Source organism: Streptomyces spororaveus (assembly GCF_016755875.1).
Taxonomy (GTDB): domain Bacteria; phylum Actinomycetota; class Actinomycetes; order Streptomycetales; family Streptomycetaceae; genus Streptomyces; species Streptomyces spororaveus.
The window spans coordinates 1,990,975-2,016,656 of sequence record NZ_BNED01000005.1 but is presented as its reverse complement, the minus strand read 5'-3'; the positions used below and the strand labels follow the sequence as shown (position 1 = coordinate 2,016,656).

General features: G+C 70.1%; 11 protein-coding genes. 7 read left to right on the top strand and 4 right to left on the bottom strand.

Features of this window, described 5'->3' with window-relative positions:
- The 5 genes from pucD (at position 1) to Sspor_RS11715 (ending at position 8,131) form a co-directional block, all read left to right on the top strand.
- A complete protein-coding gene (gene pucD, locus Sspor_RS11735) occupies positions 1-2,403 on the top strand; it encodes a xanthine dehydrogenase subunit D (protein ID WP_202199070.1) in 2,403 nt (800 codons plus the stop codon).
- Between the two features lie 320 nt (positions 2,404-2,723).
- A complete protein-coding gene (locus Sspor_RS11730; RefSeq protein ID WP_202199069.1) occupies positions 2,724-4,187 on the top strand; it encodes an NCS2 family permease in 1,464 nt (487 codons plus the stop codon).
- 105 nt (positions 4,188-4,292) lie between these two features.
- Positions 4,293-5,444, top strand: a complete 1,152-nt coding sequence (locus tag Sspor_RS11725; RefSeq protein WP_202199068.1) for an XdhC family protein — start codon at positions 4,293-4,295, stop codon at positions 5,442-5,444.
- A gap of 130 nt (positions 5,445-5,574) precedes the next feature.
- The gene (locus Sspor_RS11720; RefSeq protein WP_202199067.1) at positions 5,575-6,816 is read left to right on the top strand and encodes a YncE family protein; all 1,242 of its coding nucleotides are present in this window, start codon (positions 5,575-5,577) and stop codon (positions 6,814-6,816) included.
- Positions 6,817-6,898: 82 nt separating this feature from the next.
- Positions 6,899-8,131 (top strand): GNAT family N-acetyltransferase, encoded by a 1,233-nt coding sequence (locus tag Sspor_RS11715; RefSeq protein ID WP_202199066.1) that lies wholly within the window; start codon positions 6,899-6,901, stop codon positions 8,129-8,131.
- 46 nt (positions 8,132-8,177) lie between these two features.
- On the opposite strand, the gene Sspor_RS11710 is transcribed toward Sspor_RS11715, so the two are convergent.
- The 3 genes from Sspor_RS11710 to Sspor_RS11700 form a co-directional block, all read right to left on the bottom strand.
- Entirely contained in the window at positions 8,178-10,397 is a 2,220-nt protein-coding gene (locus Sspor_RS11710; protein ID WP_202199065.1) for a terpene synthase family protein, read from the bottom strand.
- 245 nt (positions 10,398-10,642) lie between these two features.
- Complete coding sequence (locus tag Sspor_RS11705) at positions 10,643-11,149, bottom strand: hypothetical protein (RefSeq protein WP_202199064.1); 507 nt, start codon at positions 11,147-11,149, stop codon at positions 10,643-10,645.
- Complete coding sequence (locus Sspor_RS11700; protein ID WP_237403815.1) at positions 11,146-18,039, bottom strand: ricin-type beta-trefoil lectin domain protein; 6,894 nt, start codon at positions 18,037-18,039, stop codon at positions 11,146-11,148. The genes Sspor_RS11705 and Sspor_RS11700 overlap by 4 nt, the downstream gene beginning before the upstream one ends.
- A gap of 574 nt (positions 18,040-18,613) precedes the next feature.
- Between Sspor_RS11700 and Sspor_RS11695 the strand changes: the two genes are divergently transcribed.
- Positions 18,614-21,715, top strand: coding sequence for an FG-GAP-like repeat-containing protein (locus tag Sspor_RS11695; protein ID WP_202199063.1), 3,102 nt, complete (start codon positions 18,614-18,616; stop codon positions 21,713-21,715).
- Between the two features lie 73 nt (positions 21,716-21,788).
- On the opposite strand, the gene Sspor_RS11690 is transcribed toward Sspor_RS11695, so the two are convergent.
- Entirely contained in the window at positions 21,789-23,804 is a 2,016-nt protein-coding gene (locus Sspor_RS11690) for an ABC transporter ATP-binding protein (RefSeq protein WP_202199062.1), read from the bottom strand.
- A 301-nt stretch (positions 23,805-24,105) separates the two neighbouring features.
- On the opposite strand from Sspor_RS11690, the gene Sspor_RS11685 reads away from it, so the two are divergent.
- Positions 24,106-25,620: an immunity 49 family protein gene (locus tag Sspor_RS11685; protein ID WP_202199061.1), complete on the top strand. Its 1,515-nt coding sequence runs from the start codon at positions 24,106-24,108 to the stop codon at positions 25,618-25,620.
- Positions 25,621-25,682: the final 62 nt, after the last annotated feature.

The window sequence follows — 25,682 nt, the reverse complement described above, 5'->3', positions numbered from 1 at the left end:
ATGGCGCAGAACACCCGCACCGTGCCCGCCGGTACGCCGACGAACGTCACCCAGAAGCACAACAAGGGCGGCATCGGCGAATCGATTCTCCGCCCGGACGGCACCCTCAAGGTCACCGGCGAGTTCGCGTACTCCTCGGACATGTGGCACGAGGACATGCTCTGGGGCCAGACGCTGCGCAGCACCGTCGCACACGCCGAGATCGTCTCCATCGACATCTCCGAGGCGCTCGCCATGCCCGGCGTGTACTCGGTGCTGACGTACGACGACCTGCCGGCCGAGATGAAGAACTACGGCCTGGAGATCCAGGACACCCCGGTCCTCGCCAACGGCCGGGTGCGTCACCACGGTGAGCCGGTCGCCCTCGTGGCCGCCGACCACCCGGAGACCGCCCGCCGCGCGGCCGCCAAGATCAAGATCGACTACCGCGAGCTGCCGCTCGTCACGGACGAGGCCTCCGCCCTCGCCCCCGACGCGCCGCTGATCCACGAGGGCCGCGACGACCACCACATCGGTCACGTCCCGCACCCGAACATCGTGCACCGCCAGCCGATCATCCGCGGCAACGTGGAGGAGGCCCGCAAGCGCGCCGACGTCATCGTCGAGGGCGAGTACACCTTCGGCATGCAGGACCAGGCCTTCCTCGGCCCCGAGTCCGGTCTGGCCGTACCGTCCGAGGACGGCGGTGTCGAGCTGTACGTCGCCACCCAGTGGCTGCACTCGGACCTCCAGCAGATCGCCCCGGTCCTCGGCCTCCCGCCGGAGAAGGTCCGTATGACGCTCTCGGGCGTCGGCGGTGCCTTCGGCGGCCGCGAGGACATCTCGATGCAGATCCACGCCTGCCTGCTGGCCCTGGCCACGAACAAGCCGGTCAAGATCGTCTACAACCGGTTCGAGTCGTTCTTCGGCCACGTGCACCGCCACCCGGCGAAGCTCTACTACGAGCACGGCGCCACCAAGGACGGCAAGCTCACGCACATGAAGTGCAAGATCGTCCTGGACGGCGGCGCCTACGCGTCCGCCTCCCCGGCGGTCGTGGGCAACGCCTCCTCCCTCTCGGTGGGTCCCTACGTCCTGGAGGACGTGGACATCGAGGCGATCGCGCTCTACACGAACAACCCGCCCTGCGGCGCGATGCGCGGCTTCGGCGCCGTCCAGGCCTGCTTCGCCTACGAGGCCCAGATGGACAAGCTCGCGGCGAAGCTGGGCATGGACCCGGTCGAGTTCCGCCAGCTCAACGCCATGGAGCAGGGCACGGTCATGCCCACCGGCCAGGTCGTGGACGCCCCGGCGCCGGTCGCCGAGCTGCTGCGCCGGGTCAAGGCCCGCCCGCTGCCGCCCGAGCGCCAGTGGGAGTCCGCCGGCGAGAACGCGGACGTCCGCGCGCTGCCCGGCGGTCTCTCCAACACCACCCACGGCGAGGGCGTCGTCCGGGGCGTCGGCTACGCGGTCGGCATCAAGAACGTCGGCTTCTCCGAGGGCTTCGACGACTACTCGACCGCCCGCGTGCGCCTCGAGGTCATCAACGGCGAGCCCGTCGCGATGGTCCACACGGCCATGGCGGAGGTCGGCCAGGGCGGCATCACCGTCCACACGCAGATCGCCCGTACCGAGCTGGGCGTCACGCAGGTGACCATCCACCCGGCCGACACGCAGGTCGGCTCCGCCGGTTCCACGTCCGCCTCCCGGCAGACGTACATGACCGGTGGCGCGGTGAAGAACACCTGTGAGGCGGTCCGCGAGGCCCTCCTGGAGATCGGCCGCCGCAAGAACGGCTCGTACCACCCGGCGTGGGCCACGGCCGAGCTGCTCCTCGAGGGCGGCAAGGTCGTCACCGACGGCGGCGAGGTCCTCGCGGACATCGCCGACATCCTGGAGGACGAGGCCATCGACCTCGAACTCGAATTCCGCCACGCGCCGACCGAGCCCTTCGACCTGGTCACCGGCCAGGGCAACGGCCACGTCCAGTACACCTTCGCCGCGCACCGCGCGGTCGTCGAGGTGGACACCGAGCTCGGCCTCGTCAAGGTCGTCGAGCTGGCGACCGCGCAGGACGTCGGCAAGGCGCTCAACATGCTTTCCGTGGTCGGCCAGATCCAGGGTGGTACCACCCAGGGCCTCGGCGTCGCGATCATGGAAGAGATCATCGTGGACCCGAAGACCGCGAAGGTGCGCAACCCCTCCTTCACGGACTACCTGATCCCGACCATCCTCGACACCCCGACCATTCCGGTCGACGTCCTGGAGCTCGCCGACCCGAAGGCCCCCTACGGCCTGCGCGGTATGGGCGAGGCCCCGACCCTCTCGTCCACCCCGGCCGTCATCGCGGCGATCCGGCAGGCGACGGGTCTGGAGATCAACAAGACGCCGATCCGTCCGGAAGCCCTTACCGGGACCCTCTAGGACGGCGTGGTCCGGGGGCCGCGAGGTCCCCGGACCCCTCAGACTCTCCGGGCGGTGTGCATGGGAACGTCACACTTCACCGCATACCGCCCGGAGGACATACGAAGCACCGCACCGCTCGCGGTCCCTTCACCTGGCAGTACCCCTGCAAGAACCCCCGTAGTACCAGCGGTCACCCCCGCACTACCCGCAGTACACGCAGTGAACATTCGCGTCGCCTCGGGCCGTCACCCCGGGTCGTGCAGCCAAACGCAGCATCCCAAATCCCGCATCTCCAATCTCCAAGCGGGTGCCCCTTTGAACCTTGGGAGTTAGGCACCATGACCCAATCGTCAGTAGAGCCCAAGACCACCGCGGAGGAGGCCGGCGACGGCTCTCAGCCGCCCGCCGGACGGTCCTGGCTCGACCGCTATTTCCATATAACGCACAGAGGCTCGAACGTCGGCAACGAGGTCCGTGGCGGTATCACGACCTTCATGGCGATGGCGTACATCCTCCTGCTCAACCCCCTGCTCCTGTCGGGCAAGGACGTCGCCGGCACGGTGATGGACGGGTCGGCGATCATCACCGCCACCGCGTTCGCCGCCGCCGTCACGACGCTCCTCATGGGCTTCGTCGGCAAGGTGCCGCTCGCCCTCGCCGCCGGTCTCTCCGTGTCCGGCGTGCTGGCCTCGCAGGTGGCCCCCCAGATGACCTGGCCGCAGGCCATGGGCATGTGTGTGGTCTACGGTGTCGTGATCTGTCTCCTGGTCGTCACCGGCCTCCGCGAGATGATCATGAACGCGATCCCCCTCGCGCTCAAGCACGCGATCACCATGGGCATCGGCCTCTTCGTCGCCCTGATCGGCTTCTTCAAGGCCGGTTTCGTCGGCAAGGGTCCCGAGTTCGGTCCCCCCGTCCAGCTCGGTGCGGTCGGCGAGCTGTCCGGCTGGCCCGTGCTGCTCTTCTGCATCACCCTGGTCGCCATCTTCATGCTCCAGGCCCGCAAGGTGCCCGGCGCGATCCTGATCGGCATCGTCGGCGGTACCGTCCTGGCCGCGATCCTCAACGCCGTCGTCGACATCGACCCGAAGGCGTGGAAGAACGGCCCGCCGGAGCTCGACGGCTCCGCGGTCTCGATGCCGAACTTCTCGCTCTTCGGCGACGTCTCCTTCGGCGGCTGGGGCGACGTCGGCTACATGACGATCGGCATGATCGTCTTCACGCTGGTGCTCGCCGGCTTCTTCGACGCCATGGCCACCATCATCGGTGTGGGCACCGAGGCCAAGCTGGCCGACGACAAGGGCCGCATGCCGGGCCTGTCCAAGGCGCTCTTCATCGACGGCGCCGGTGGCGCCATCGGTGGCATCGCGGGCGGCTCCGGCCAGACCGTGTTCGTCGAGTCCGCGACCGGCGTCGGAGAGGGTGCCCGCACGGGCCTCGCCTCCGTGGTCACCGGCCTGTTCTTCGCCGCCTGCCTCTTCTTCACCCCGATCACCCAGATCGTCCCGGGTGAGGTCGCCTCCGCGGCCCTGGTCGTCATCGGCGCGATGATGATGCAGAACGCCCGCCACGTGGACTGGGCCGACAGCGCGACCGCGATCCCGGTCTTCCTGACCGTCGTGATCATGCCGTTCACGTACTCGATCACGGCCGGCGTCGCCGCCGGTGTGATCTCCTACGTCGCCATCAAGGTCGCTCAGGGCAAGGCCCGTGAGATCGGCGGCTTCATGTGGGCGCTGACCGGGATCTTCCTGGTGTTCTTCGCCCTGAACCCGATCGAGGGCTGGCTCGGGGTCGGCTGACCCCGAACGGCCTGATCGTCAAGCAACCGCACCTCCACGTATCCGATACGCGTGCCCTTCGCGCGTATCCGATACTGGAACCGAACCTCTCCGAGGAGGCCCCCCATGCTGGACATCGCCGAAGAGCTGAACCGGTGGGTCGAGCAGGGGCGTGACTTCGCCGTCGCCACCGTCGTGGCGGTCGGCGGGAGCGCGCCCCGGCAGCCGGGGGCCGCTCTCGCCGTCGACAGCGACGGCACGGCCATCGGCTCGGTCTCCGGCGGATGCGTGGAAGGTGCGGTGTACGAGCTGTGCCGGCAGGCGCTGGAGGACGGCGAGACCGTTCACGAGCGCTTCGGGTACAGCGACGACGACGCCTTCGCCGTGGGCCTCACCTGCGGCGGAATCATCGACATCCTGGTCACCCCGGTCCGCGTGGGCGGTCCCGCGCGGGAGGTGTTCGCGGCCGGCCTGGCCGCCGCGGCCCGCGGCGAGGCCGCGGCGGTGGCCCGGATCGCGCAGGGCCCGGCGGAGCTCATGGGCCGCGCCGTGTTCGTCCGTACCGAAGGCCCCCACCAGGGCGGCCTCGGCGGGCACCCCGAGCTCGACCGGACCATCGCCGAGGAGGCCCGCGCCATGCTCGACGCCGGCCGGACCGGCGTCCTGGAGATCGGCGCCGACGGCAGGCTCTGCGGCGAGCCGCTGAAGGTGCTCGTCGAGTCCAGCGTCCCGCCCCCTCGGATGATCGTCTTCGGCGCCATCGACTTCGCCTCCGCCCTCGTACGGATCGGCAAGTTCCTCGGCTACCGGGTGACCGTGTGCGACGCGCGGCCCGTCTTCGCGACGAAGACCCGCTTCCCCGACGCGGACGAGATCGTCGTCGACTGGCCCCACCGCTACCTGGAGAGCACGACCGTGGACGGCCGGACCGTCCTGTGCGTGCTCACCCACGACGCCAAGTTCGACGTCCCGCTCCTCGAACTGGCCCTCAGGCTGCCCGTCGCCTACGTCGGCGCCATGGGCTCCCGCCGCACCCACGAGGACCGCAACGAGCGACTGCGCGAGGTCGGCGTGACCGAGCTCGAACTGGCCCGGCTGCGCTCCCCGATCGGTCTCGACCTCGGCGCCCGCTCCCCGGAGGAGACGGCGCTGTCCATCGCCGCCGAGATCGTCGCGAACCGCCGCGGCGGCACCGGGGCGGCCCTGACCGGCGCGCACATCCCGATCCACCCGGACCTCTCGCACACGATGCTCGACCGGATCGGTTCCGTCGCCTGAAGGCGTGACGGCCGAACGTGAGGAAAGGGCGCACCCCGTGGGGGTTGCGCCCTTGTGGCGTTCCCCTTATTTTACCCGCCGGTAATAGGAGGCACCCTCTCCATCCCTTCCCTGCAGCGGAGTTGAGCGGATGTTGCGTACCGTGCGAACCCTGGGCCTGCTGGCCGCGGCCACCCTGCTCACCGCTTTCACGCCGGCCCCGGCGGCGCCCGCTCCGGGCGACGGCCTGCGCGAGGTGCTGTTCGTCGGGAACAACTGGGAGGGGACCGCCGACGTCCTCGCCTCCACCGGCGATCTCGCCAAGGTCGGCCGGATCGACGTGGTCCCCGACAAGGCGGAGCGGCTGCGCGAGATCTACCTCAACCCGGTGAAGCTCGCCTTCTTCCTCGGCATCCGGGAAAGCGCGGGCGAGGGCCACGACCAGTTCGTCGACGACATGTTCACCAGCCCGGACGGCTCCGCCGTCGTCGTCTCCCGTCCCAGCTTCGCCGACGTCGTGTCCATCGACGTGGCCTCCGGGCGCGTCAACTGGCGCTTCCCGGTGTCCGGGTACCGCTCCGACCACATGGCGGTCTCCCCGGACGGGACCCGCGTCGCCGTCTCGGCCTCCACCTCCAACGCCGTCCATGTCCTGGACATCACCACCGGGCGGCAGGTCGGCTCCTTCGGCACCGGGGACAAGCCGCACGAGAACACCTTCACCCGCGACGGCCGCTTTCTGTGGAACAGCTCCATCGGCGAGGTGAACACCGCCCTGGACGCGCCCTGGCTGGACTGGACCAAGGGCGACCGCAAGATCACCGTGGTCGACGCCCGGACCTTCCGCACGGTCCGGGTGATCGACATGCGGGAGCGGCTGGACGCCTTCGGCCGCCGGGACCTCTCCGACGCCGTGCGCCCGGTGTCCTTCAGCCCCGACGAGTCGAAGCTCTACTTCCAGGTGTCCTTCTTCAACGGCTTCCTGGAGTACGACGTCCCCTCCGACCGGATCACCCGCCTCAAGACCCTCCCGATGAACCCCGCCACCAGTACGGACCGCACCACCTGGGTCAACGACTCCCGCCACCACGGCATGTCCATGAGCCCCGACGGGTCGAAGCTCTGCATCGCGGGCACCATGGACGACTACGCGACCGTCGTGGACCGCGCCACCCTCGCCGAAGGGCCGCTCGTGCCCGCCGCCAAGCCGTACTGGGCCACGGTCTCCGGCGACGGGAGCGCCTGCGTGATCTCCGAGAGCGGCGCCGACCGGGTGACGGCCATCGACTTCGCCACCGGCACCAAGCGGGTCTCCGTCGCCGTCGGCGACCACCCGCAGCGCGTCCGGCTCGGCCACGTCCCCGCCGGCTGGACCGGTCCCGCCGCCCGGTAGGCGCGGCGCGCGAGACGGCCGGACGTGCCGCCCGGCCGCTATGAGGTGACCGGTCCCGTGATGACCGATTAATCTCGCGATCATGGTGGACATCCGCGAGGTACCCGAGGCCGACATCGACCGTGCTCTGGAGCTCGCGTACCTGGTCTTCCACGACCGGCCCGAGAAGGAGGCCCGGGAGCGACACCACGCGCTGCTCGCGCGGTGCGACCGGATCGGCGCCTACGACGGGACGGTCCTGGCCGGCTTCATGGCCGCGCACGACTTCCGGCTCTCGGTGCCCGGGGCGGACCTTCCCTGCCCCGGGCTCACCTTCGTCGCCGTCGCCCCCACCCACCGCCGGCGCGGCGTGCTCACCGGGATGATGGACGAGATGCTGCGGCGGACCGCCGCCGCCGGCAGCCCGCTCGCCGCCCTCTGGGCCTCCGAGGCCGCGATCTACGGCCGCTTCGGCTACGGCAGCGCCACCACCGGCGTCACCGTCGAGATCGACTCCACCCGCCCGCTGGCCCTGCGCATCGCCCCGGACCGGCGCCCGCTGCGGCTCGTCGACCCGGAGGAGGCCGTCGCCGTCGTCGGACCCTTCCACGAGGCGGCCCGGGCCGGGCGGGCCGGCCGCCCCACCCGCAGCGCGGAACGCTGGTCGCAGGAGTGGCTGGCCGAACAGGACGAGGAGGACGAGGAGCTGAGCCCGCCGCGGATCATCGTCCTGGGAGACGCGGACCAGCCGATCGCCGGATACGTGCTCTACCGCACGAAGCCGCAGGACGGCGCAGGGCTCGCCCCGGCGCCCGGCCTGGTCCGGGTCGACGAACTGGAGGCCGACACCCCGGCGGTCGCCGCCGCGCTCTGGGAGTGCGTGACCTCCCTCGACCTCACCGGCAGGGTCCGCGCGTGGGGCCGTCCGGTCGACGACCCGCTGCTGCACTTCGCCGCGGACCGGGACCAGGTGCGGGTCACCGCCCAGTTTCCGGCGCTCTGGCTGCGCCTGGTCGACGTACGCGCGGCGTTGACGCGGCGGTCCTGGGCGGCGCCCGTGGAGGTGGTGCTGGAGGTGGACGACGTACGGATGCCCGCCCAGGCCGGGCGGTTCCGGCTGCGGGCCGGGCCGGGCGGAGCCACGTACGAGCGCGCGGACTCCGCCGCCGACCTGTCCCTGGACGTACGCGAACTGGCGGCCTGCTACCTCGGCGGGACCCGGGTCGCGGAACTCGTCGCCGCCGGGCTGGTACGGGAGCACACGCCCGGCGCGGCGGCGGCGCTGGACGCGGCCCTGCGCACGCCGGTACTGCCGCACACGAGCGACGAGTTCTGAGGAGCGGCCGTGTCGGGGACGGGCGGGCCGCCCCCGAACGCCGCGATCAGGAGGGTGCGGAGATCCGGGCGGCCGCCATGCCGAATCCGGGGCCCAGGATGGCGGTGGACAGCCGGTCGGGCTGCGCCCGCAGGTCCTGGGGCCGGTAACGGCTGATCTGCCGGTGCCAGTTGAGGATGCCCGCGTGCCAGTCCTTGAGTTCGCCCACGTACGCGTCCAGGGCCTGCCTGGCCTGCCGGCCGAGCTTCCAGTCGTCGCAGAGCAGCGGCAGCTGGTTCGCCACGATGTGCTCGAACTCCTCGGTCCGCCGGGTCATCAGCTCATGGCAGATGTGCAGGGCCTGCGGGTAGTCGATGTCGAAGAAGTTCCTGGTGACCAGGAGGTAGTTGTGGACCTCGCCCTCGACCTCCACCTCCTTCTGGTAGGAGTAGATGTCGTTGATCAGGCAGGCGGCGTCCGCGACCGCGTTCTCCAGGGAGCGAACGGTCCCGGTGGCGTAGATCTCCTCGGGGATGCCCCGGCCCCGGTGCCCGAGCCGGCACAGGTACATCGTGAGGTGGCTGCCGAAGGTGTGGCGGCGCATCTCCGCGTAGTCCACCGGGTCCGGGATGCGGTTCTGGATCTGGTTGTCCACCTCCCACAGCCAGCTCTCCAGCATGCTCACCAAGGTCGCCCGGAACTCGGCGCGCTGCCCGGCGGACATGGTGGCACTGGTGCGCTTCCACAGGTCGCCGAGGCCGCGCTCCATCGCGGTCGCCGGCTCCGGCTGTTCGGCGTGGTCGACCGCGAGCATGGCGATCAGGCGGGCGGTGGTCGCCTTGGCAGCCGGAAGGTTCCTGCTCCTCGCGAAGACCACCGGGTAGTAGTCGTCCCCGTACGTGCCCCAGGTCAGCCAGCAGGCGTTGAGGGCCAGTTGCTCCGGCGTGGCGTCGGGATCGATCCCGGCCGAGCAGAGCGCGAAGTCGAAGCCGCGCAGCCGCTCCTCGGTCCAGATGGCCGAACCGGGGTCGCCGTGCTGCGGGTCCAGCAGGCCCATCCGCCGGGACCAGGCCACGGACTCCTCGCGCGCGTGCGCCAGGTGCGGGCTGAGGGCGAGCCGGTGCGGCATGTAGATGTCGGGGATGACGGAGGGGCCGGTGGGCTCGAAGGGGACGTGGGTGAAGGAGCGGTGGCGCAGCTCCATCGAACGGCGCGTGAACACGGACCTCAGGTCGAGCGAGGCGGCGGTGCCGGGGCCGGACGGCAGGAAGGGCAGGGTGGCCGGGGCGGTGGGCCTGGCCTCCTTGTTCATGTAGCGGCTGGAGACCATGTGCCACTCGTGGCCGCCGGACTGCCAGTCCTGCAGGCCCTTGGCGTAGGCGAGGACGGCGGCGATCTCCGCCGGGTCCAGCGCGTGGTCGGCGAAGAGCTGCGGGAGCTCGACGAGCGCGGTCTGCTCGAACTGCTGGAGGCGGGAGGTGAGCAGGTCGTTGGAGGCCTCGGCGGCCTCCTGCGTGGTGCAGCCCAGGAAGGTCTCCAGCACCAGGACGGCGTTGGAGAGTTCACCCTCGTCGGCGACCTCGCGCTGGTAGGAGAAGATGTCGTTCCTGATGTGCACGGCGTCGGCGAACGCGTCGCGCAGCACCGAGAGCGGGCGGGCGTGCGCGACGCGCGCGGGAACCTCGGCGCAGACGTACTCGATCAGACCCGCCGACCAGGGGGCGCCGCCCACCTTCCGGCGCATCTCGATGTATTCGAGCGGGTTCGCCACGCGCCCGATGTCGATGTTGGCGAGCTCCCACATGGACTCGTCGAGGAGGTTCTTCGTGGACAAGGAGAACCGTTCCCGCCATTCCGCGGACATCGCGGGCACGGTCCGCCGCCACAGGTCCGCGAGCCCCGCCTCCACCGGGTTGGTGGGCTCGGGGAAGCCGTCGGACAGGTCCATGGGCATGAAGGCGGCCAGCCGGTCGAGGTACCGCTTGGCGCCGTCGCGGTCCTGCGAGCGCTTGAACATCTCCAGGAAGTGGTCGTCGAAGAAGAACACCCACACGTACCAGTCGGTGACCAGCGCCAGCGCGTCGCGGTCGCAGTCGGGGTGGGTGTACGAGCAGAGCAGGGCGTAGTCGTGCGAGTCGAGGTCGCTCTCCTCCCAGACGCCGGAACCCTCCAGCATCCCGAAGCCGCGCGCCCACCGCTTGGTGTGGGTCCGCGCTTCCTCCAGGTGGGGGTTCAGTCGCGCCGGATAGGGCACATAGAAATCCGGCAGTTGGAACGGCTGCGTCACGGCGGGCTCGGCCTTTCGTCCATGGGTACGGAGGCCCGGTTCCGGCCCGGCCCCCCGCACGAGATCAGCAGTGCCCTACCCCTGGTGCCCGTGGGACAAGGGTGATTTCACCGCTTCAGGTGACGCGGCCCCCATCGACCGGCGCGGGGACCTCGCAGGAGATAAGCGAGCGGGGGACCTCCACCGGAAACGGGTGAGGCCCCCGCGCTCCACGAGCGCGGGGGCCTCACTGTTGTGCGGTCCGGTCACCTGAGGTCGGACGGCAGCCTGTCGCGGTAGACGCGGTGGTAGGCCGCGAGTCGTTCGGCCTGCTCGTCCATGAGGGACAGCAGCTCGTACGCCTCCGCCGAGGCGCCCACCATCTCGAACGCCGCCAGCTCCTCGTAGTAGAGCCAGACGCCCTGCCGCGCCACGTCCAGGCAGGCCTCGGCGACGTCATCCTGCTCACCGGCCGACAGGACGCCCAGGATGTAGAGGAGGTCCTTGCGGACTCCGACGGGCGGGCGCCCCGCGAGAGCGGCCAGGGCCAGGGAGGCGGTTGCGACGGCCGGATCCATCAGGTTCGACTGGATACGGGCGTGGTTGTCTACCCAATCGGTGCCCAGATCCTCCGGGTTGCCTTCCAGCCGTCTGATGAGTTCCAGTGGAATGTGCTCCGACGAATACCGGTTGGGTCCCCAGGAACAACCGCACGTGATCGCGGCCCAGTCGTGCAGTCCGGCTTCGATCCGGACCAGTTCCAGCGATCTCACGGCTTGCGGCGTCCTTCGAATTGTGCGATTTCCCACGGCACCCGGGTCTGACCGGGCAACGGTCTCGTGGAGGGCTGGATGTTGCCGATGAACTGCTTTGCGCTGGGGAAATCCCCCTGGCATTGGGGGCACACCGGCATGTGTTCCAACACGCGCTCACCGCCCTTCGACCTCGTCACCGTGACAGCGTTAGTGAACACTACATGCATGGGGTCTCCACCCAGCAGACGGACCACGTTGCCTTCGGCGCAGTACCCGCGCCCCGGAAGGAGTCCGCCCGAGCTGGCCATGGCCCGCTCTCCGGTCACTGTGTGGATGCCTCCGACGAAGGTGCGGCCCCTGATCGGACGCGGGTACCTCTTGGACGTCTCCTCCATCGCGAAGCCGGCGACCTTGGCGTCGAGGTCCGCGAGGGCGTCCGCAAGATACTTGTGCCCACTGGGCGGCATGGTGATCATGGAGATTTCGTGAGGGGTCCCCGGACGACGATCCCTCAATACTGCCGCGGGGAAGTACTCTCCCCACTTGGGGCCGGCCTTTACGGCCTTGAAGATCTTGGGCCCCTTGGTCGCGATCTTCGTGCCCGCGCTCGCGGCGTTCATCGCCATGCCGGCCCCGGGGAGGATCGGCATGAATATCTTGGTGATCGTGTAGGACCACCGGTACGCCCTGCTCGTGGAAGGCTTGCCGCCGAGGTCCTTCAGGAACTGCGTACCGCTCCAGGGGCCGGGATTCTCGCGATCGTTCTGGATCTTGCGGGCGCCCTCCCAGTCGCCGACCCACATGTGGGCGGATTGGTTTACTTCGGAGACCCAGTCGATCGCCCCGTGGTACGCGCCCTTGGCCACGTCCTTGGCGCCCCTCAGCAGACCCTTGAGGCTCCAGAGCCCGGACGGGTCGCTGTTGGCGAGCGGGTTGTTGTTCGCGTAGGCGTACCCGTTCATCTGGAGCGGGTCGGTGATGTCGACGATCGGGTCGGCGCTGATGAACCGCCCGTTGGACGCCTCGTACTCGCGGGCGCCGATGTGGGTCAGGCCGGTGCTGCTGTCGTTCCTGCCCGATCCGAGGAAGGCGCGGGAGCCCGGCCAGGTCGTGGCCATCGCGCCGCGCTGGTTGCCGTACGGGTCGAACTTGCGGCGCGTGACAGCCTGTCCGGCCTTCTGCTCGACCGCGACGGTGGCGGTGTTGTGGTGGTCGGTGAGCAGGACCGTCAGCCTGTGGCCGGTCGTCTTGCCGTCCGTCTGGCGCAGCGTGGTCGGAGCACCCGGGGTGGTGTAGCCGCGGATGGCGTTGACGGCCTGGCCCGCCTTGTTGACCGTCACCTCCGTCTCACCCAGGTAGAGGGTGCGGGAGCTGCCCGTCTCCTCGATCAGCCGGTTGCCGTCGGCGTCGTAGAGGTAGGTGGTGGTCGTGTCGGACGGCTTCCACTGCTGGTTGGGGCCGCCTGCGCAGGCCCAGATCAGCAGGTCGGTGCCGTCGGCGTCATTGCCGTTCGGGACGTCCACGCAGGCGTTGGCCGCCGCGTTGTACAGGGTGTTGTCGGCCGGACGGTGGACGAACTTCTGATCACTGCCGCCCTTGCAGGTGGACAGCACCGCCTTTCCGTTCAGCGCGGTCAGGCACTTGTCCAGCGCACGGACGGTGTCACCGGTGAACTTCCACTGCTGCGCCCGGGTCTCGTTGCAGGTGTGGAGCTGGACGGCGGTGCCGTCCGCGCCGGAGGCGCCGGCGACATCGAGGCACTTGCCCGACAGACCGGTCACGGCCACCGCGCCGATGCCCGGGCTGGTGGCCGAGGTCAGCTTGTTGCGGCGGTCCCACTCCAGGGCCTGGGTGTTCCCGTCGATGGTGCGGGACTTGGTGTTGCCGCCCGCGTCGTAGGTGTAGGAGGACTGGGACAGCAGGGTGGAGCCCTGCTTCTTCTCGACCTTCGTCAGGGCCTGCGGCTTGGTCTTGACCACCGGCTGGGGACCGGGGGTCTCCACGCCGTAGGTGTAGGTGGTGGTCGTGTCCAGGGCCGGGTTGGTCAGGTGGTGGTCGACCAGCGAGGTCCGGTTGCCGGTCGGGTCGAACCGGTAGGACTGCCAGTAGCCGTCACCGTCCGGACCGGCCGTGACATCGGCCGCGGTCGGGCCCTCACAGCCCGCCGTCTTGCCCGTCCACGCCTCCGTGAGCTGACCCAGCGGGTCGTACGCGAAGCACTGCCGGTCGACCCGGTTGCCCGGCTGGGTGTCCGTGATCGAGGTCGGGTTGCCGACCACGTCGTAGGCGTAGCTGAGCTGCGAGACCCGGTTGGGGCTGCTGGTCTCCCGGTCCGCGATGGAGTCCTTCAGGCGGCCCGAGTTGCGGTCGAACAGGTTGGTGGTCCACAGCCGGTTCGGGGCGCCGCCGGACGACGTCCGGAGCACCTGCCCGAACGGGCTGTACACCATGCCGGAGGTGTACCAGAGCAGGCCCGACTTGGAGATCAGGGAGCCGTCCGCGTCGTAGCGGCTGATGAGCTTCTCGGCCGCGAGGCCGCCCGGGGTGGCCGGGAGGGTGGTGGACTGGATCTTGCCGGTGGGCGTGTACGTCGCCCCGTAGGCGTAGGTGCCCGCCAGGCCCTTGGTGGCCGGCCCGTCCGGGATGGTGACCTTGGTGCCGGTCGGGCGGTACTCCGCGTCGTAGCCCGTCACCTCGGAGGTGAAGGCCAGGCCGTTGTTGTACCGGGTCGCCGACACCGGGTAGCCCTTGGCGCCGGTCAGCGTGTCGTACGTCCAGGAGGCCACCTTGGGGCCGTCCACGCTGTCCTCGACCGTCGAGGTCGCGCGGTCCAGGACGTCGAAGTGGGTGAACGTCTTGCGTCCGGCGGAGTCCTCGGTGGAGACCTGCCGGTCGAGGACGTCGTACCCGTAGGCCGCGAGGCCGGTGGCCGGGTCGTTCACCCCGGTCATCCGCCCGCGGGCGTCATAGGTGTACGTCCACTTGTTGCCGCCCGCGTCGGTGACCTTGGACAGCTGTCCGCGCGCCCCGTACTCGTACTCCGTCTTGGTCCAGGTGGTGAGGTCGGTGGCCGTGTAGTTGTGGGTCTGGGTGGTGCGGTCGAGGGCGTCCGTCCAGGTCTTGGACGCCCGGCTGCCCTTCAGCGGGGTGGTGCCGTCCGCCGACATTCCGGTCCGGGTGAGCGTCCAGTCGCCCTCGAACCGGGTCACGGTCGAGTACTGCGGCACGTCCTCGAACAGCGTGGTGGTGCGGACCGTCCGGCCTTGGCCGTCGTACGCCGCCTTCGTCGAGTTGGGGATCTGGAAGACGGTCTCCGGGACGAAGATCTTGGTGTCCGGCTCGCCCTCGGCGTAGTAGCCGTTGTTGGTCTGCCGGGCCGTGCCGTTGGCGTTGTACAGGGTGTCGCTGATGATCCGGCCGCCACCGACCGCCTCACCCTGGGTCTGCCGCAGCCGCATCAGGCCGTCGTAGATCTCCACGGAGGTCTGGTAGGTGCCGTTGTCCCGAAGACGGTTCGTGGTGACGGTCGGCGGCATGTTCGCGTCGAACTGGTACTGGAAGGTCGCAGCGGCCTTGTCGGTGGCCGGCTTCTGCGAGGGAGTCCAGACGGCCGCCTTCCGGCCGATGTCGTCGAAGGTCTTGGTGACCTTCCGCCCGTTGGCGTCGGTGGTCTCCAGGTCCGTGCCGCGGCCGGGGTCGGTCACGGTGGTCGTGGAGTGGCCCGCCGCGTTGGTCACCTTGGTGCTGAAGACGGTGCCGGTGGCCGGGGTGAAGGTGACCGTGTCGGCGTTGCCCGCGGCGTCCAGGGTCTTCACGGCGCGGCCCAGCGCGTCGTACTCGGCACGCTGCTCGGTGACCCAGCCGGTGCCGGCCGCGTCGAGGGTGTCGATCTGGAACGCCAGGCCCTTGGCCGGCTCGGAGCCGAACGCGTTCAGGGCGTCGTAGGAGGTGCGGCTGTCCGAGAGCACGGCTCCGGTCGCGGCCTGAGTGCAGTCACCGGCCGTGTTGCGCTCCCGCTGGGGCAGCCCGATCAGGTACTTGGCGGTGTTGTGCACGTACGTGTACGTCGTGCAGGTCTGCTCGCTCGCGTTCCAGCCGCCGGTGCCGTTGGGCGTGAGGACCTCGGTCTGGTTGGTGAGCAGCGAACCGTAGCCCGGGTCGAAGGTGGCACGGGTGCGTACCTTGCGAGTGCCGCCTCCGCTCGTCGACTCGATGGTGTCGGTGCGCTCGGTGCTGGTGCGGAAGGCCTCCAGCGGGGTGGTGCCGTCACGCGTCCGGGAACCCGTCTTCTGGCTCCACGGCCAGTTCAGCTCACGGCTGTCGACCGCGCCGTCCGCCTTGGTGTACGTGATCGTCTCGGCGACCTGACCCTGGTGCTGGAGCAGGTCCTCGCCGAGCTCCTCGGTACCCGTGGAGTCCTTGACGGTGATCTTCGGGCGGCCGGCGTCGCCGGACATGCCGCGGAAGTAGCGGGTGCGGGTCTGGGACTGCTCGGTGGCGTCCGCCTTGCCGGCGTTGGCCGTCACACCCTTCTTCACCACCACCGACTCGTAGCCGCGCCACTCGTTGTACGTGCGCAGCTCCGGCTTGGTGAACTCGTCGGTGCTCTTCGCCCAGGCCGGGTCACCTTCGTAGGTGTAGCTGGTGGTGACATCGGGCTGGCGGGAGACGCGGTCCTTCGTGACGACCTTGTCGACGACGTACTTGTTGAACCACTCCAGCGGCGGCTTCTCCAGATCCGGGTCCGGGGACCAGTGCGCCGGCATGCACCGGCTCTTGTTCTCCTCCGGCTTGGGGTGCGAGGTGCCGACCGGGCAGGGAGCGGAGTAGTCGACGTGGATCTCGCCGCCGGACTCGGTCCGGACGGTCTCCACGCGCAGGCGGTCGAAGTCCGGGGTCGCGTCGTTCGCGCTCTTCGCGACGCGGTTGGGCATGTCGACGACGTTCGCCAGGAAGGAGACCGGCGGCAGCACGGTGCTGCTCTGGTTGCCGCCCGCGTCCTTCGTGGTGCCGTAGCCGGTGCGGGTGACGGACTCCAGCCACAGGGGCGGGTGCGTGTCGGTACGCTGCTTGGGGAACGACTGCGTCAGCGACCAGTGGTCGACCTTGGACAGGTCGGTGGAGCCCTGGGTGCGCTGAGCCCAGGTGGTGACCGCCGTCAGCCGCTTGCGGGACCAGAAGGTCGGCGCCGCGTTGTAACAGTCCTTGGCGTCGGCCTTGCAGTGCAGGGTGGCCGGGGTGTCCCACCAGGCCTGCTTGTCACCGTAGTTCTTGGACTCGAACTCGGTGTCGGTGCACTTGGTCGCGCCTTCCTGGACGCAGCGCTCGGCGACGGTGAAGTCCACCCGGGCCGGCGGGACGGCGGACAGGTTGCTCGTCCGCAGGCCGTAGGAGATCTGCGTCGGGTATCCGCCACGGACGTAGGAGACCTTGTCGGCGTTCTTCTCCTGGGCCTTCTCGTTCGCGGCGTAGCGGTTCTTCTCCTGTGCCCAGTCGATGACCATGGCGTTGCCGTGTACGTCCTCGACGAAGTCGAGGTTCCAGCGCCAGGCCTGGCGGCAGAAGGAGTTCGCGTAGGCGGCCTGGTAGCAGGGCTCACCGGAGTGGTTGCCCACCACCGGCACCGTGAACACCGAGTTGGTGACCGCGCGGGTACCGGCGCCGTCCACGTCGTGGCGGCCGAAGTGGTACTTCGTGCCGTCGCGGGTGGTGACGACCCAGTACTCGCCGTCCTTCGCCCCGTTGGAGCCGCCGGTCAGGCGCTCCACGCGCGCGCCGTCGTCGGTGGCGCTGACCCACTTGCCGGTCGCGGTGTCGTGGACCAACTCGGTCGTGCCACCGCCGAGCGACATCACGACGCTGTCGCCGGCCCAGCACAGGTCGCTCTTCTTCTTGTCCGTGGCATTGTCGTTGTTCGGCTTGCCCGGAGCGGCCTTCAGGTCGGCGGAGCAGGACCGGTAGCGGCGCTCGACGTAGCCCGGCTCCCAGTCCCAGCCGTCACCGATCCAGGACGCCTGACCATTGGTCACGGAGGTCTTGCCGTCGACGGCCTGGGAGGAATAGGCGAACGAGATCTTCGGCGCCGGACCCGCGGGCGGCGCCGGGGTCGTCAGCGGGTAGTTCCAGGAGAAGCCACCGCCGCTGCTGCCGGCGGTCCAGCTGCCGGAGGGGGAGAGGGAGGTGGCCTTGTAGGTGCCGCCGGCGCCGGAGGCGGAGTCCGTTGCGGCCAGCACGGTCGGACCGCCGCCGCCGCTCAGAGCCATCGTGCGCAGGCCCTGACCGGGCGCGGTGGCCGGGTCGACGGTCGCGCGGACGGTCCCGGTGGCCGGATCGTTGCTGCTCGGAATCTCTTTTGCAGTACCGCACTCGGGAAGTTCCGGCGTGGTGAGGAAGCACGCGGGGAGCTGCTTGAGCTCCAGGCGCGTGGCCCATTCGGTGCCGTAGAGGTCCTCGAACTGCTTGTAGTCGAGCTGCACGTCGACCGGGGTGGAGCCCTCGGCCGGGGGCGTGACCTTGATGATCGCGCCGTCGATGCCGGCCGCCTCGGTGGCTGTGCGGGCCTCGACCGCCACCGACCAGGTGCCCGAAGGGTCGGGCGGAGTCGGGTTGCTCTCGGTAGGGGACGCCTTGCCGATGCTGACGGGCAGACTGCCCGCCTGAACCAACTGCGGCCCGCCTGCCGGGGTCAGGGCGACATTCGCCGAACCGGCCGCCGGGGGAGTGACCTTGGAGGGCTCGTACCCGGCCGGGGGCTGCACCGGGGCGCCGGCCCAGCCCTGCAGCTTTGCGGCCTCGACCTTGTCGAGCTTGGCCTTGAGGTCCTCCTGGAGGCCCGGCAGCTGTACTCCGGCGCGGTCGCCCGGTGGCGCGGCCCACGCTTGAATGGGCAGAAGAGAAGCAACCAGCATCACGGAGACCGTGATGCTGGTGCGCCCGGCAAGGCCCATGCGTCTCGCGCGGGCCTTTCTGATTCCGGGCAGGCGAAGACTGTCAGCCGACAACGGCGACATGTGAACCCCCCACGATCTGCCACCGCGACAAAGACGCGTGTGTGACAGGAAACTGACTAGTAGCCACGTGATTCTGAGGTCCGGCGCGACCTGAACGCCACTTCGGATATGCCCGTGTGGCGTTTATCACTTTGCCATCCGTATACCTTGGGACAATCCACCCGAACTTGCATTATGTGGTGGTCGGTTGGGGTGCGCTGCGGCGTGACGACCGGCGTCGTATGGCTCATGCTCAGCTCGCGCGTTCATCGCGTGACGGCCGAGCGGGGGAGCGGACCCCGAGCCTCATGGGCCGATGGCCGAAAGACCAGCAAGTACCGAGGGTTGCGGAAGCGTGCGCCCGCGGGGGGAGAGAACAGAAGAGATGGCTGTCAGCGAATCCGTGGACTCCAGTCCGCCAACAGACGTGACAGAAACACCACCCGCTGCTTCGGAGCGTCGCTGGTACCGGCGCCGCAGAGCGGTGGGCGGCTTGGCTGCTCTGCTCGCGGTGGCTGTTGCCGTGCCCGTGGGTGTGCAGCTGGGTGGGGGCGAGAAGCCGAAGGGGAAGGCGTCCGGCGGGGCGGGTGGTCCGGTGGCGGCGCCGCAGGCGCGGAAGCTGGCTGCCGAGACGGGCAAGGACGTCGAGGTGACGGCCGACCGGAGTGCGAATACGACGACGTGGGCGCAGCCGGACGGTCTGTTCAAGAAGCACATCTCCAGCTCCGCAGTCCGGGCGAGGGTCGGGGATGTGTGGAAGGCGATCGATACCGATCTGCAGCAGGTCGAGGGCGGGTTCGCCGCGAAGGCGGTGAACGGGTCGGTCGTCTTCAGTGCGGGAACGCCGGGTGCCGGGCGGTCTTCGCGTGGTGTGGTGCGGTCCGCTCCGGCGGTGGATGCGCCGGGTCAGGTGTGGACCGAGCTGGTGCGTCTTAATGTCGACGGGCATGACATGTCGGTGTCGTGGCCGGGTGTGCTGCCGGCGCCGGTGATCGACGGTCCGCGGGCGCTGTACGAGAATGTGCGGCCGGGCATCGATCTGCTGATGACGGCGCAGGACGGCGGCTATTCGCACCTGCTGGTCGTGAAGGACAGGCAGGCCGCCGCGGATCCGCTGCTGGCCGAGGTCAACTACCGGCTCGCTTCCCCTGATCTGCAGTTCCAGCTCGATGCCGCGTCCGGATCGCTGTCCGCCCGGGATGCGAAGGGCGAGGAGGTGGCGGGGTCGCCGTCGCCGTTGATGTGGGATTCGTCGGGGAAGGTCGCCACGACCGATGACGTGCCCGCGTGGAAGGCCCCGGCTGCCGCGAAGGAGCATCCGACGCTGGGGCTGGCGGGTCTGGCCGGTGCGGAGCGCGCGCACCTGTCGGTCGCCGCGGCCTCTTTCAGGGACAACACGCTGTCCCTGAAGCCGGATGCGGCGCTGCTGAACGCCGCGGACACCGTGTATCCGGTCTTCGTCGATCCTTCGTACAAGGGTCACAAGCACGCCTGGTCGCTGCTCTACAAGACGGCCGGCGATTCGAGTTTCTACAACGGCCAGAACTACAATGCGTCGGGCACGAACGAGGCCCGCGTCGGCTACGAGTCGGATTCCGGCGGCACTTCCCGTTCGGTGTTCAATTTCTATTTCGGGCCCGAACTGTACGGTGCGGGTATCCAGTCGGCGAGTGTCCGCGCCCTGCAGACCTATTCGTGGTCGTGCAGTCAGAAGGCCATGGACATCTACTCCACCCCGTTCGTGTCCTCGTCCTCGACGTGGAACAACACCACGGGCTGGTGGGGAAACAAGGTCGCCACCGAGATGGCCGGCTACGGCTACAACTCCTCCTGCCCCGACAACTGGGTCGCCCCCGACATCAAGGGCCTGGTGACCCAGGCCGCGAGCGCCAACTGGGGTGCCCTCTCGCTGGGTTTCAAGGCGCCGAACGAGTCGGACTCGTACTACTGGAAGAAGCTCCTCGCCAACGGTGAGAGCGCCCCGTACATCGAGGTCGTCTACAACACCCGGCCCGACATCCCGCTCGCGTCGAACATGAACACCTCCCCGGGCGGCCCGTGCCTGACCAGCGGCACCGGAACCAGCATCGGCAAGACGGACGTGTCCTTCCAGTCCAAGGGCAGTGACCGGGACGGCAACCTCAAGCAGGTCCAGATCGAGGTCTGGGACGCCGAGAACGGAACCAACATCGCCAACGAGTGGCTGTGGCCCAACAGCGACGGAGTGGTCACCAAGTCCGTCCCCTGGGCCTCCTTCACCTCCGGCCGCAAGTACTTCTGGCTCTCCCGGACCCAGGACTGGGACGGCTGGTGGTCCGCGGGCTCCGGCCCCGCCGACTCCGGCGGCGGAGGATGGTGCACCTTCACCGTCGACCACAGCGCGCCCGCCAACCCGGCCGTCTCCTCCGCGCACTTCCCCGCCCCGGGCCCCGACGCCGCCGAGTGGAGCGTGAACCCGGCCTCCACCCCCGACCAGGTCGTCGAGATCCGCGGCAACGGCACCGCGGCCGGCACCATCCGCGAGTACCAGTGGTCCCTGAACAAGCCGTCCTGGGAGAACAAGGCCGTCCCCGCCAGCGGTGACCTCGCCTCCGTCAAGCTCCAGGTCGACACCGCCGGACCCAACGTCCTGTACGTCCGTACCGTCAACCAGGCGGGCAACGTCTCCGTTCCCACCGAATACCTCTTCTACGTCAGCCCCCGCATCGGCACCGACAAGCCCGGCGACGTCACCGGCGACCAGTTCGCCGACCTCCTGGCCATCGACAAGGACGGCAACCTGCGCACCTACGCCGGTGACCGCCAGGGCGACACCGACGCGTTCATCCCCGGCGCCGTCCAGAACGGCAAGCCCGTCGCCCCGGGCCACTTCAAGGACCCCGCGTCCACGATCCCGGCCCTGATCGGGCATGCCACCGACTGGCATCCCGGTGACGGCATCACCGACATGATCGCCCGGATGCCCGACGGAAAGCTGTACATCTACCCCGGCACCGGGACCGGCCAGTTCGACGCGGGCCGCCGGATCGAGATGCAGCTGCCGGCGTCCGCACCCGACCCGGCGACCTTCCGGCAGATCGTGGTCTCCGAGGACGTCGACGGTGACGGCCTGCCCGACCTGTTCGCGCTGGACGCCGACGGCTTCTGGGCGTTCTCCGGCTACACCGGATCCAGCTTCGCCTCCTACCGCAAGATGGCCACCGGCTGGGCCGCCCGCGACATCGTCGGTGTCCGCGACGTCTCCGGCGACAACATCCCCGACCTCCTCTTCCGCGACAACGCCAACGCCAACCGCACCATGGCCCTGCGCAAGGGCAAGGCGGGCGCCATCGCGGGCGCGGACCTGACCTCCCTGCAGTACGCGGCGAACGCCGAAGGCGGCGTCGACTACACCTACGCCACCACCGCCTGGAACCGCACCGACTGGCCCATGGTCCTCGGCACCGAGGACAACACCGGCGACGGCATCCCCGACATCTGGGGCGTCAGCACCTACGACGGATACCAGTACTACTTCCAGGGCGGCACCACCACCTACGGCGGCGCCACCGGACGCGACGAAGACGGCTGGAGCACCTTCCTCACCATCGGATGACCGACAGCGTCACCACCTGCGCACGACACAGGGTGCCCTCCTCGAACACCACCGGGGAGGGCACCCGCCCGTTTCAGGTGGCGGAGTCTTCGTTCTGCGGTGCGGCGGACTGCCGGGGGATCGAAGGCGGCCGGTGCCGCGGACCGTGGCCGAACTGCGCCGCCTGCATCGCGTACATGGCGGCGTACCGGCCGCCCTGCGCCAGCAGCTCCTCGTGGCCGCCCTGTTCGACGAGCCTCCCCTCGTGCAGCACGTAGATGACGTCGGCGAACCGGACCCCGGACATCCGGTGCGTGACGAGGACGACCGCGCGCTCGGGGCCGGCGAGGCCGCGGATGCTGTCGAAGGCGGCGATCTCCGCCTCCGGGTCGAGCGCCGAGGTGGGTTCGTCCACGACCAGGACGCGGGCGTCGCGGAACCGGGTGCGGGCGAGGCCGAACTTCTGCCACTGCCCGCCGGAGAGCTCCGAGGCACCCCTGAACACCCGGGCGAGCAGCGTCTCGTAGCCGCGCGGCAGCTTCTCCACGATCCGGTCGGCCCCCGCGTACCGGGCGGCGGCCAGCACCCGGTCGTCCGCGTCGGCGGCTGCGTGCGCCTCCCGGTCGCCGGCATCGGGGCGGCCGATGGCGATGTTGGTCCGGGCGGTCACCGGCCAGCGCTCGAAGTCCTGGGTGAGGAGGGCGACCCGGTCGAAGACCTGCTCCCGGTCGGCGTCCCGTACCTCGACCCCGTCCCAGGTCACCGAACCCGAGTCGGGCAGGTGCAGACCGGCCAGCAGCTTGACGAGGGTGCTCTTGCCGGAGCCGTTCTCCCCGACCAGGGCGACCACCTGGCCCGCCTCGATGGTGAGGGAGACCCCGCTGAGGGCGCGCTCGTCCCGGTCCGGGTAGCTGAAGTCCACGTCATGGAGCCGTACCGCCGCGAGCCGTTCGGGCAGCGGGGCGCCGCCGGACGGGATGGCGCGGCGGGCCGCCTCGGCGACGAACCGCTCCAGGTCCCGCACGTACAGGGACTCCTCGTGCAGGGTGTTGGTGGTGGCCACCAGCGCCCCCAGGCTCGCCGAACCGGTGCGCACCGCGATCACGGCGGTGCCGGCGACGGCGAGGTCCATCCGGCCGGAGACGATGAGCCACCCCATCGCCCCGTAGGTGACCAGTGCCGCCACGCCGGAGAGTGCGGCGGCCAGCAGTTCGGTGGCGGCCTTGTCCTTGGCGAGGCGGGTGGCCTCGCCCTCGGCGACCTCGGCCATGTTGCGGTAGTGGCCGAGCAGGTAGCGGCCGACGCCGTGCACGCGTACCTCGGGGGCCGACGTACGGGAGATCAGCAGCTGGCCGATGAGCCGGGCGGCCCGGACGTGCTCCACCCAGGTGATCATCGACAGGTAGCGGCGCTGCGCCACCCGCATCGCGCCCCAGCCGCGCGGGGCGGCGATCAGCAGCAGCATCGGCAGCAGCAGGGGGTGCAGTACGGTCAGCACCCCGGCGGTGGCGACCAGGGAGATGACCCCGCCGAGGGTGGCCACGCACGCGCCGACCGTACGGCGGGCGGAGGGCGGCCCCCACTGGGCGCTGTCCAGCAGCCGCCGGAACTCCCCGTCCTCGATGGCCTCCAGCTCCACCTCGACGGCGGCGCTCAGGTACTGCTCGTACGCGGCCCGTTCGACCTTGGGCTCCAGCCGTCCGGCGGCCGCCGTGGAACGGGAGGCCAGTACGGCCCCCAGTACGGCGACCAGCGCCCCGGCGGCGAGGGCGGGCAGGGCCGCGTACAGCCGGTCCGCGGCGCTGCCCTCGCGCAGCAGCGTACCGAGCACATCGCTGATGACGAGCAGCCCGACGGCGGAGGTGATCCCCTGCCCGGCCTCGGCGACGGCGACGGTGAGCAGGGCGGGCCGGTCGGTGTCCCAGGCGAGGCGCAGGGTCCCGCCGACCATGCGGGGCATGGAGCGCAGGGTGGTCAGCAGCCGCCCTTCGAGTGGGGCGTATTCGTGGTTGGACCAGCCGGCGTCGTAGCGCAGGGGCCCGCCGAAGAGGTGCCGCTCGCTCTCGGAGACGGCGGGCTCCGTGGCTTCGGGCCGCTTGAGGAGCCTCATGCGCGGCCACCTCCGCCCGGTGTCGGGTCGAACACCACATGAACGTGTACGGATCGCAAGATTCCTCCCGAGGCGCTGCGGCCGCGAACTGACGCCGCAAGAACGTGGCTGCTCAGAGCGGCGTCACGGGGCCCGGGGGACGAATGCCCGCACACAGTTGCGACGACACTCCGGACCCCATGAGCCGCGCGGAGACCCGGCGTTCGAACCACCCGCAGGTGGCGATGCCCCCGTTCGAGGGATTGCGCCGCGGGTCGGGGCTGCTGCGGGAGATACGCAGGCGTCTCGTAGGGTTCGGGGGGTGAATCAAGACAACTCCCCTGAATCCACTACCGGTCACGGCGGCGAGAGCGCCGAGGAGCTGCTGCGCGGGGTGCATGCCCGGCTGTTGGCCCATGACTCGCTCAGCCCGGAGGTGATCGCCAGTCTGCGCTATGCCCGGCTCGTCGCCGACGGGCTCGTCTTCGCCTACGCCCTCGACGGGCCGGCCAGCGTGCGCGTCCTCACCGACGGGGACGTGGAGCGCGTCGGGCTCGATCGGCTGGGGCAGGCGGCGCGCGCCAACCTGCTGCGCGCACCCGTCACGTACGAGGACGTGCCCGTCGAGGGGCGGGCCACGCTGCACTCCGTCTTCGGCGACTCGCACTTCGTGGCCTCCAAGGCGCTGTACCTGGGGGAACTGGCACGGCAGGTCACCGGCGAGTCGCTGCCGCACGCCGGCGCCCTCGTCGTCGTCCCCACCCGGCACCTGCTGGCCTACCACCCGATCGCCGACGGCTCGGTGGTGGACGCCCTCAACGACCTGGCCGCGTACGCCCTGGGCGCCTACGAGGACGGGCCCGGGCCCCTGTCGCCGCGCGTCTACTGGTGGCACCGGGGCGGCCTGACCTCGCTCACCGTCGTCGACGAGGACACGCGCACGCTGTCGCTGCAGCCGCCGCAGCAGCTGCTCGGCCTGATGAAGGGGCTGGTCCGCCTCGACCGGGCCGGCCGGATCGCCACCCCCGGCTCGGAGCAAGCCCCGGAACCCGACGGGCTCGCCACCGCGACCGCCGAGTCGATAGCCCGGCTCGCGCACGAGCCGTCGGGGCTCGGCGACGCCTTCGCCTCCGCGCTGGCGCTCGCCCACGTCCGCTGCGCCGCCGATCCCCACGCCTCCGACGTCGTCACGTGGGACGCGTGGGAGTCGTCGGTGCGGCTCGGCTCCGCGCTGTTCACCGGAGCCGGGCCGGAGCAGTGGTACCTGGGCGAGCAGGGCGCCGTGCAGTTGCCCGCCACGCCCGCGGCCCCGCCCGCGGACGCCCGCGCCTGGCTCGACGCCCTCTACGTCGCGCTCGTGTGCCGCGCGCACGACCGGGTCGCCCGGCTGTGCGGGGTCCCGCTGGAGACGCTCCGGCAGGACGACACCGTCGACGCCTACGTCCTGCATTGGATCGACACCCTGCAGACCTACCTCTCCGCGAGCGGCTCCGCCGACGCCGTCGTGGAGAAGCTGCTCGCCACCATGCAGTCGTCCCTGCCCGAGACGCTGACCCACTCGCCGGACGAGTTCGTCAACCGCGTCGACTTCCAGCCGGTCTCGCTCTTCCACCGCCTCTTCACGCGGGACCACGACGCCTTCGGCGAAGCGCTCGCCGAGGCCCTCGCGGAACACGGCGGCTACTGGGAAGGGTCCGCGGCGCCGCGCGCCCACGTGGCGCTCGGGCCGCTCGCCATGGCCTGCCTCGCCCACGACCAGGGTTTCCCGCTCGGCCCGGAACTGCCGCACCTTCCGGCGTACCTGGTCGACGGCAAGCGGATCGAGCACATCTCCTGACACACCGGCGGGGTGTCGGAGCGTGGGGTGATTGTCGGATTGGGTTAGGTTTGCCCCGATAT

Coding starts and splice junctions, on each gene's coding strand:
- pucD (WP_202199070.1), top strand. CDS start 1: ATGGCGCAGAACACCCGCACCGTGCCCGCCGGTACGCCGACGAACGTC.
- Sspor_RS11720 (WP_202199067.1), top strand. CDS start 5,575: ATGTTGCGTACCGTGCGAACCCTGGGCCTGCTGGCCGCGGCCACCCTG.
- Sspor_RS11700 (WP_237403815.1), bottom strand. CDS start 18,039: ATGCTGGTTGCTTCTCTTCTGCCCATTCAAGCGTGGGCCGCGCCACCG.
- Sspor_RS11690 (WP_202199062.1), bottom strand. CDS start 23,804: ATGAGGCTCCTCAAGCGGCCCGAAGCCACGGAGCCCGCCGTCTCCGAG.
- Sspor_RS11730 (WP_202199069.1), top strand. CDS start 2,724: ATGACCCAATCGTCAGTAGAGCCCAAGACCACCGCGGAGGAGGCCGGC.
- Sspor_RS11725 (WP_202199068.1), top strand. CDS start 4,293: ATGCTGGACATCGCCGAAGAGCTGAACCGGTGGGTCGAGCAGGGGCGT.
- Sspor_RS11715 (WP_202199066.1), top strand. CDS start 6,899: ATGGTGGACATCCGCGAGGTACCCGAGGCCGACATCGACCGTGCTCTG.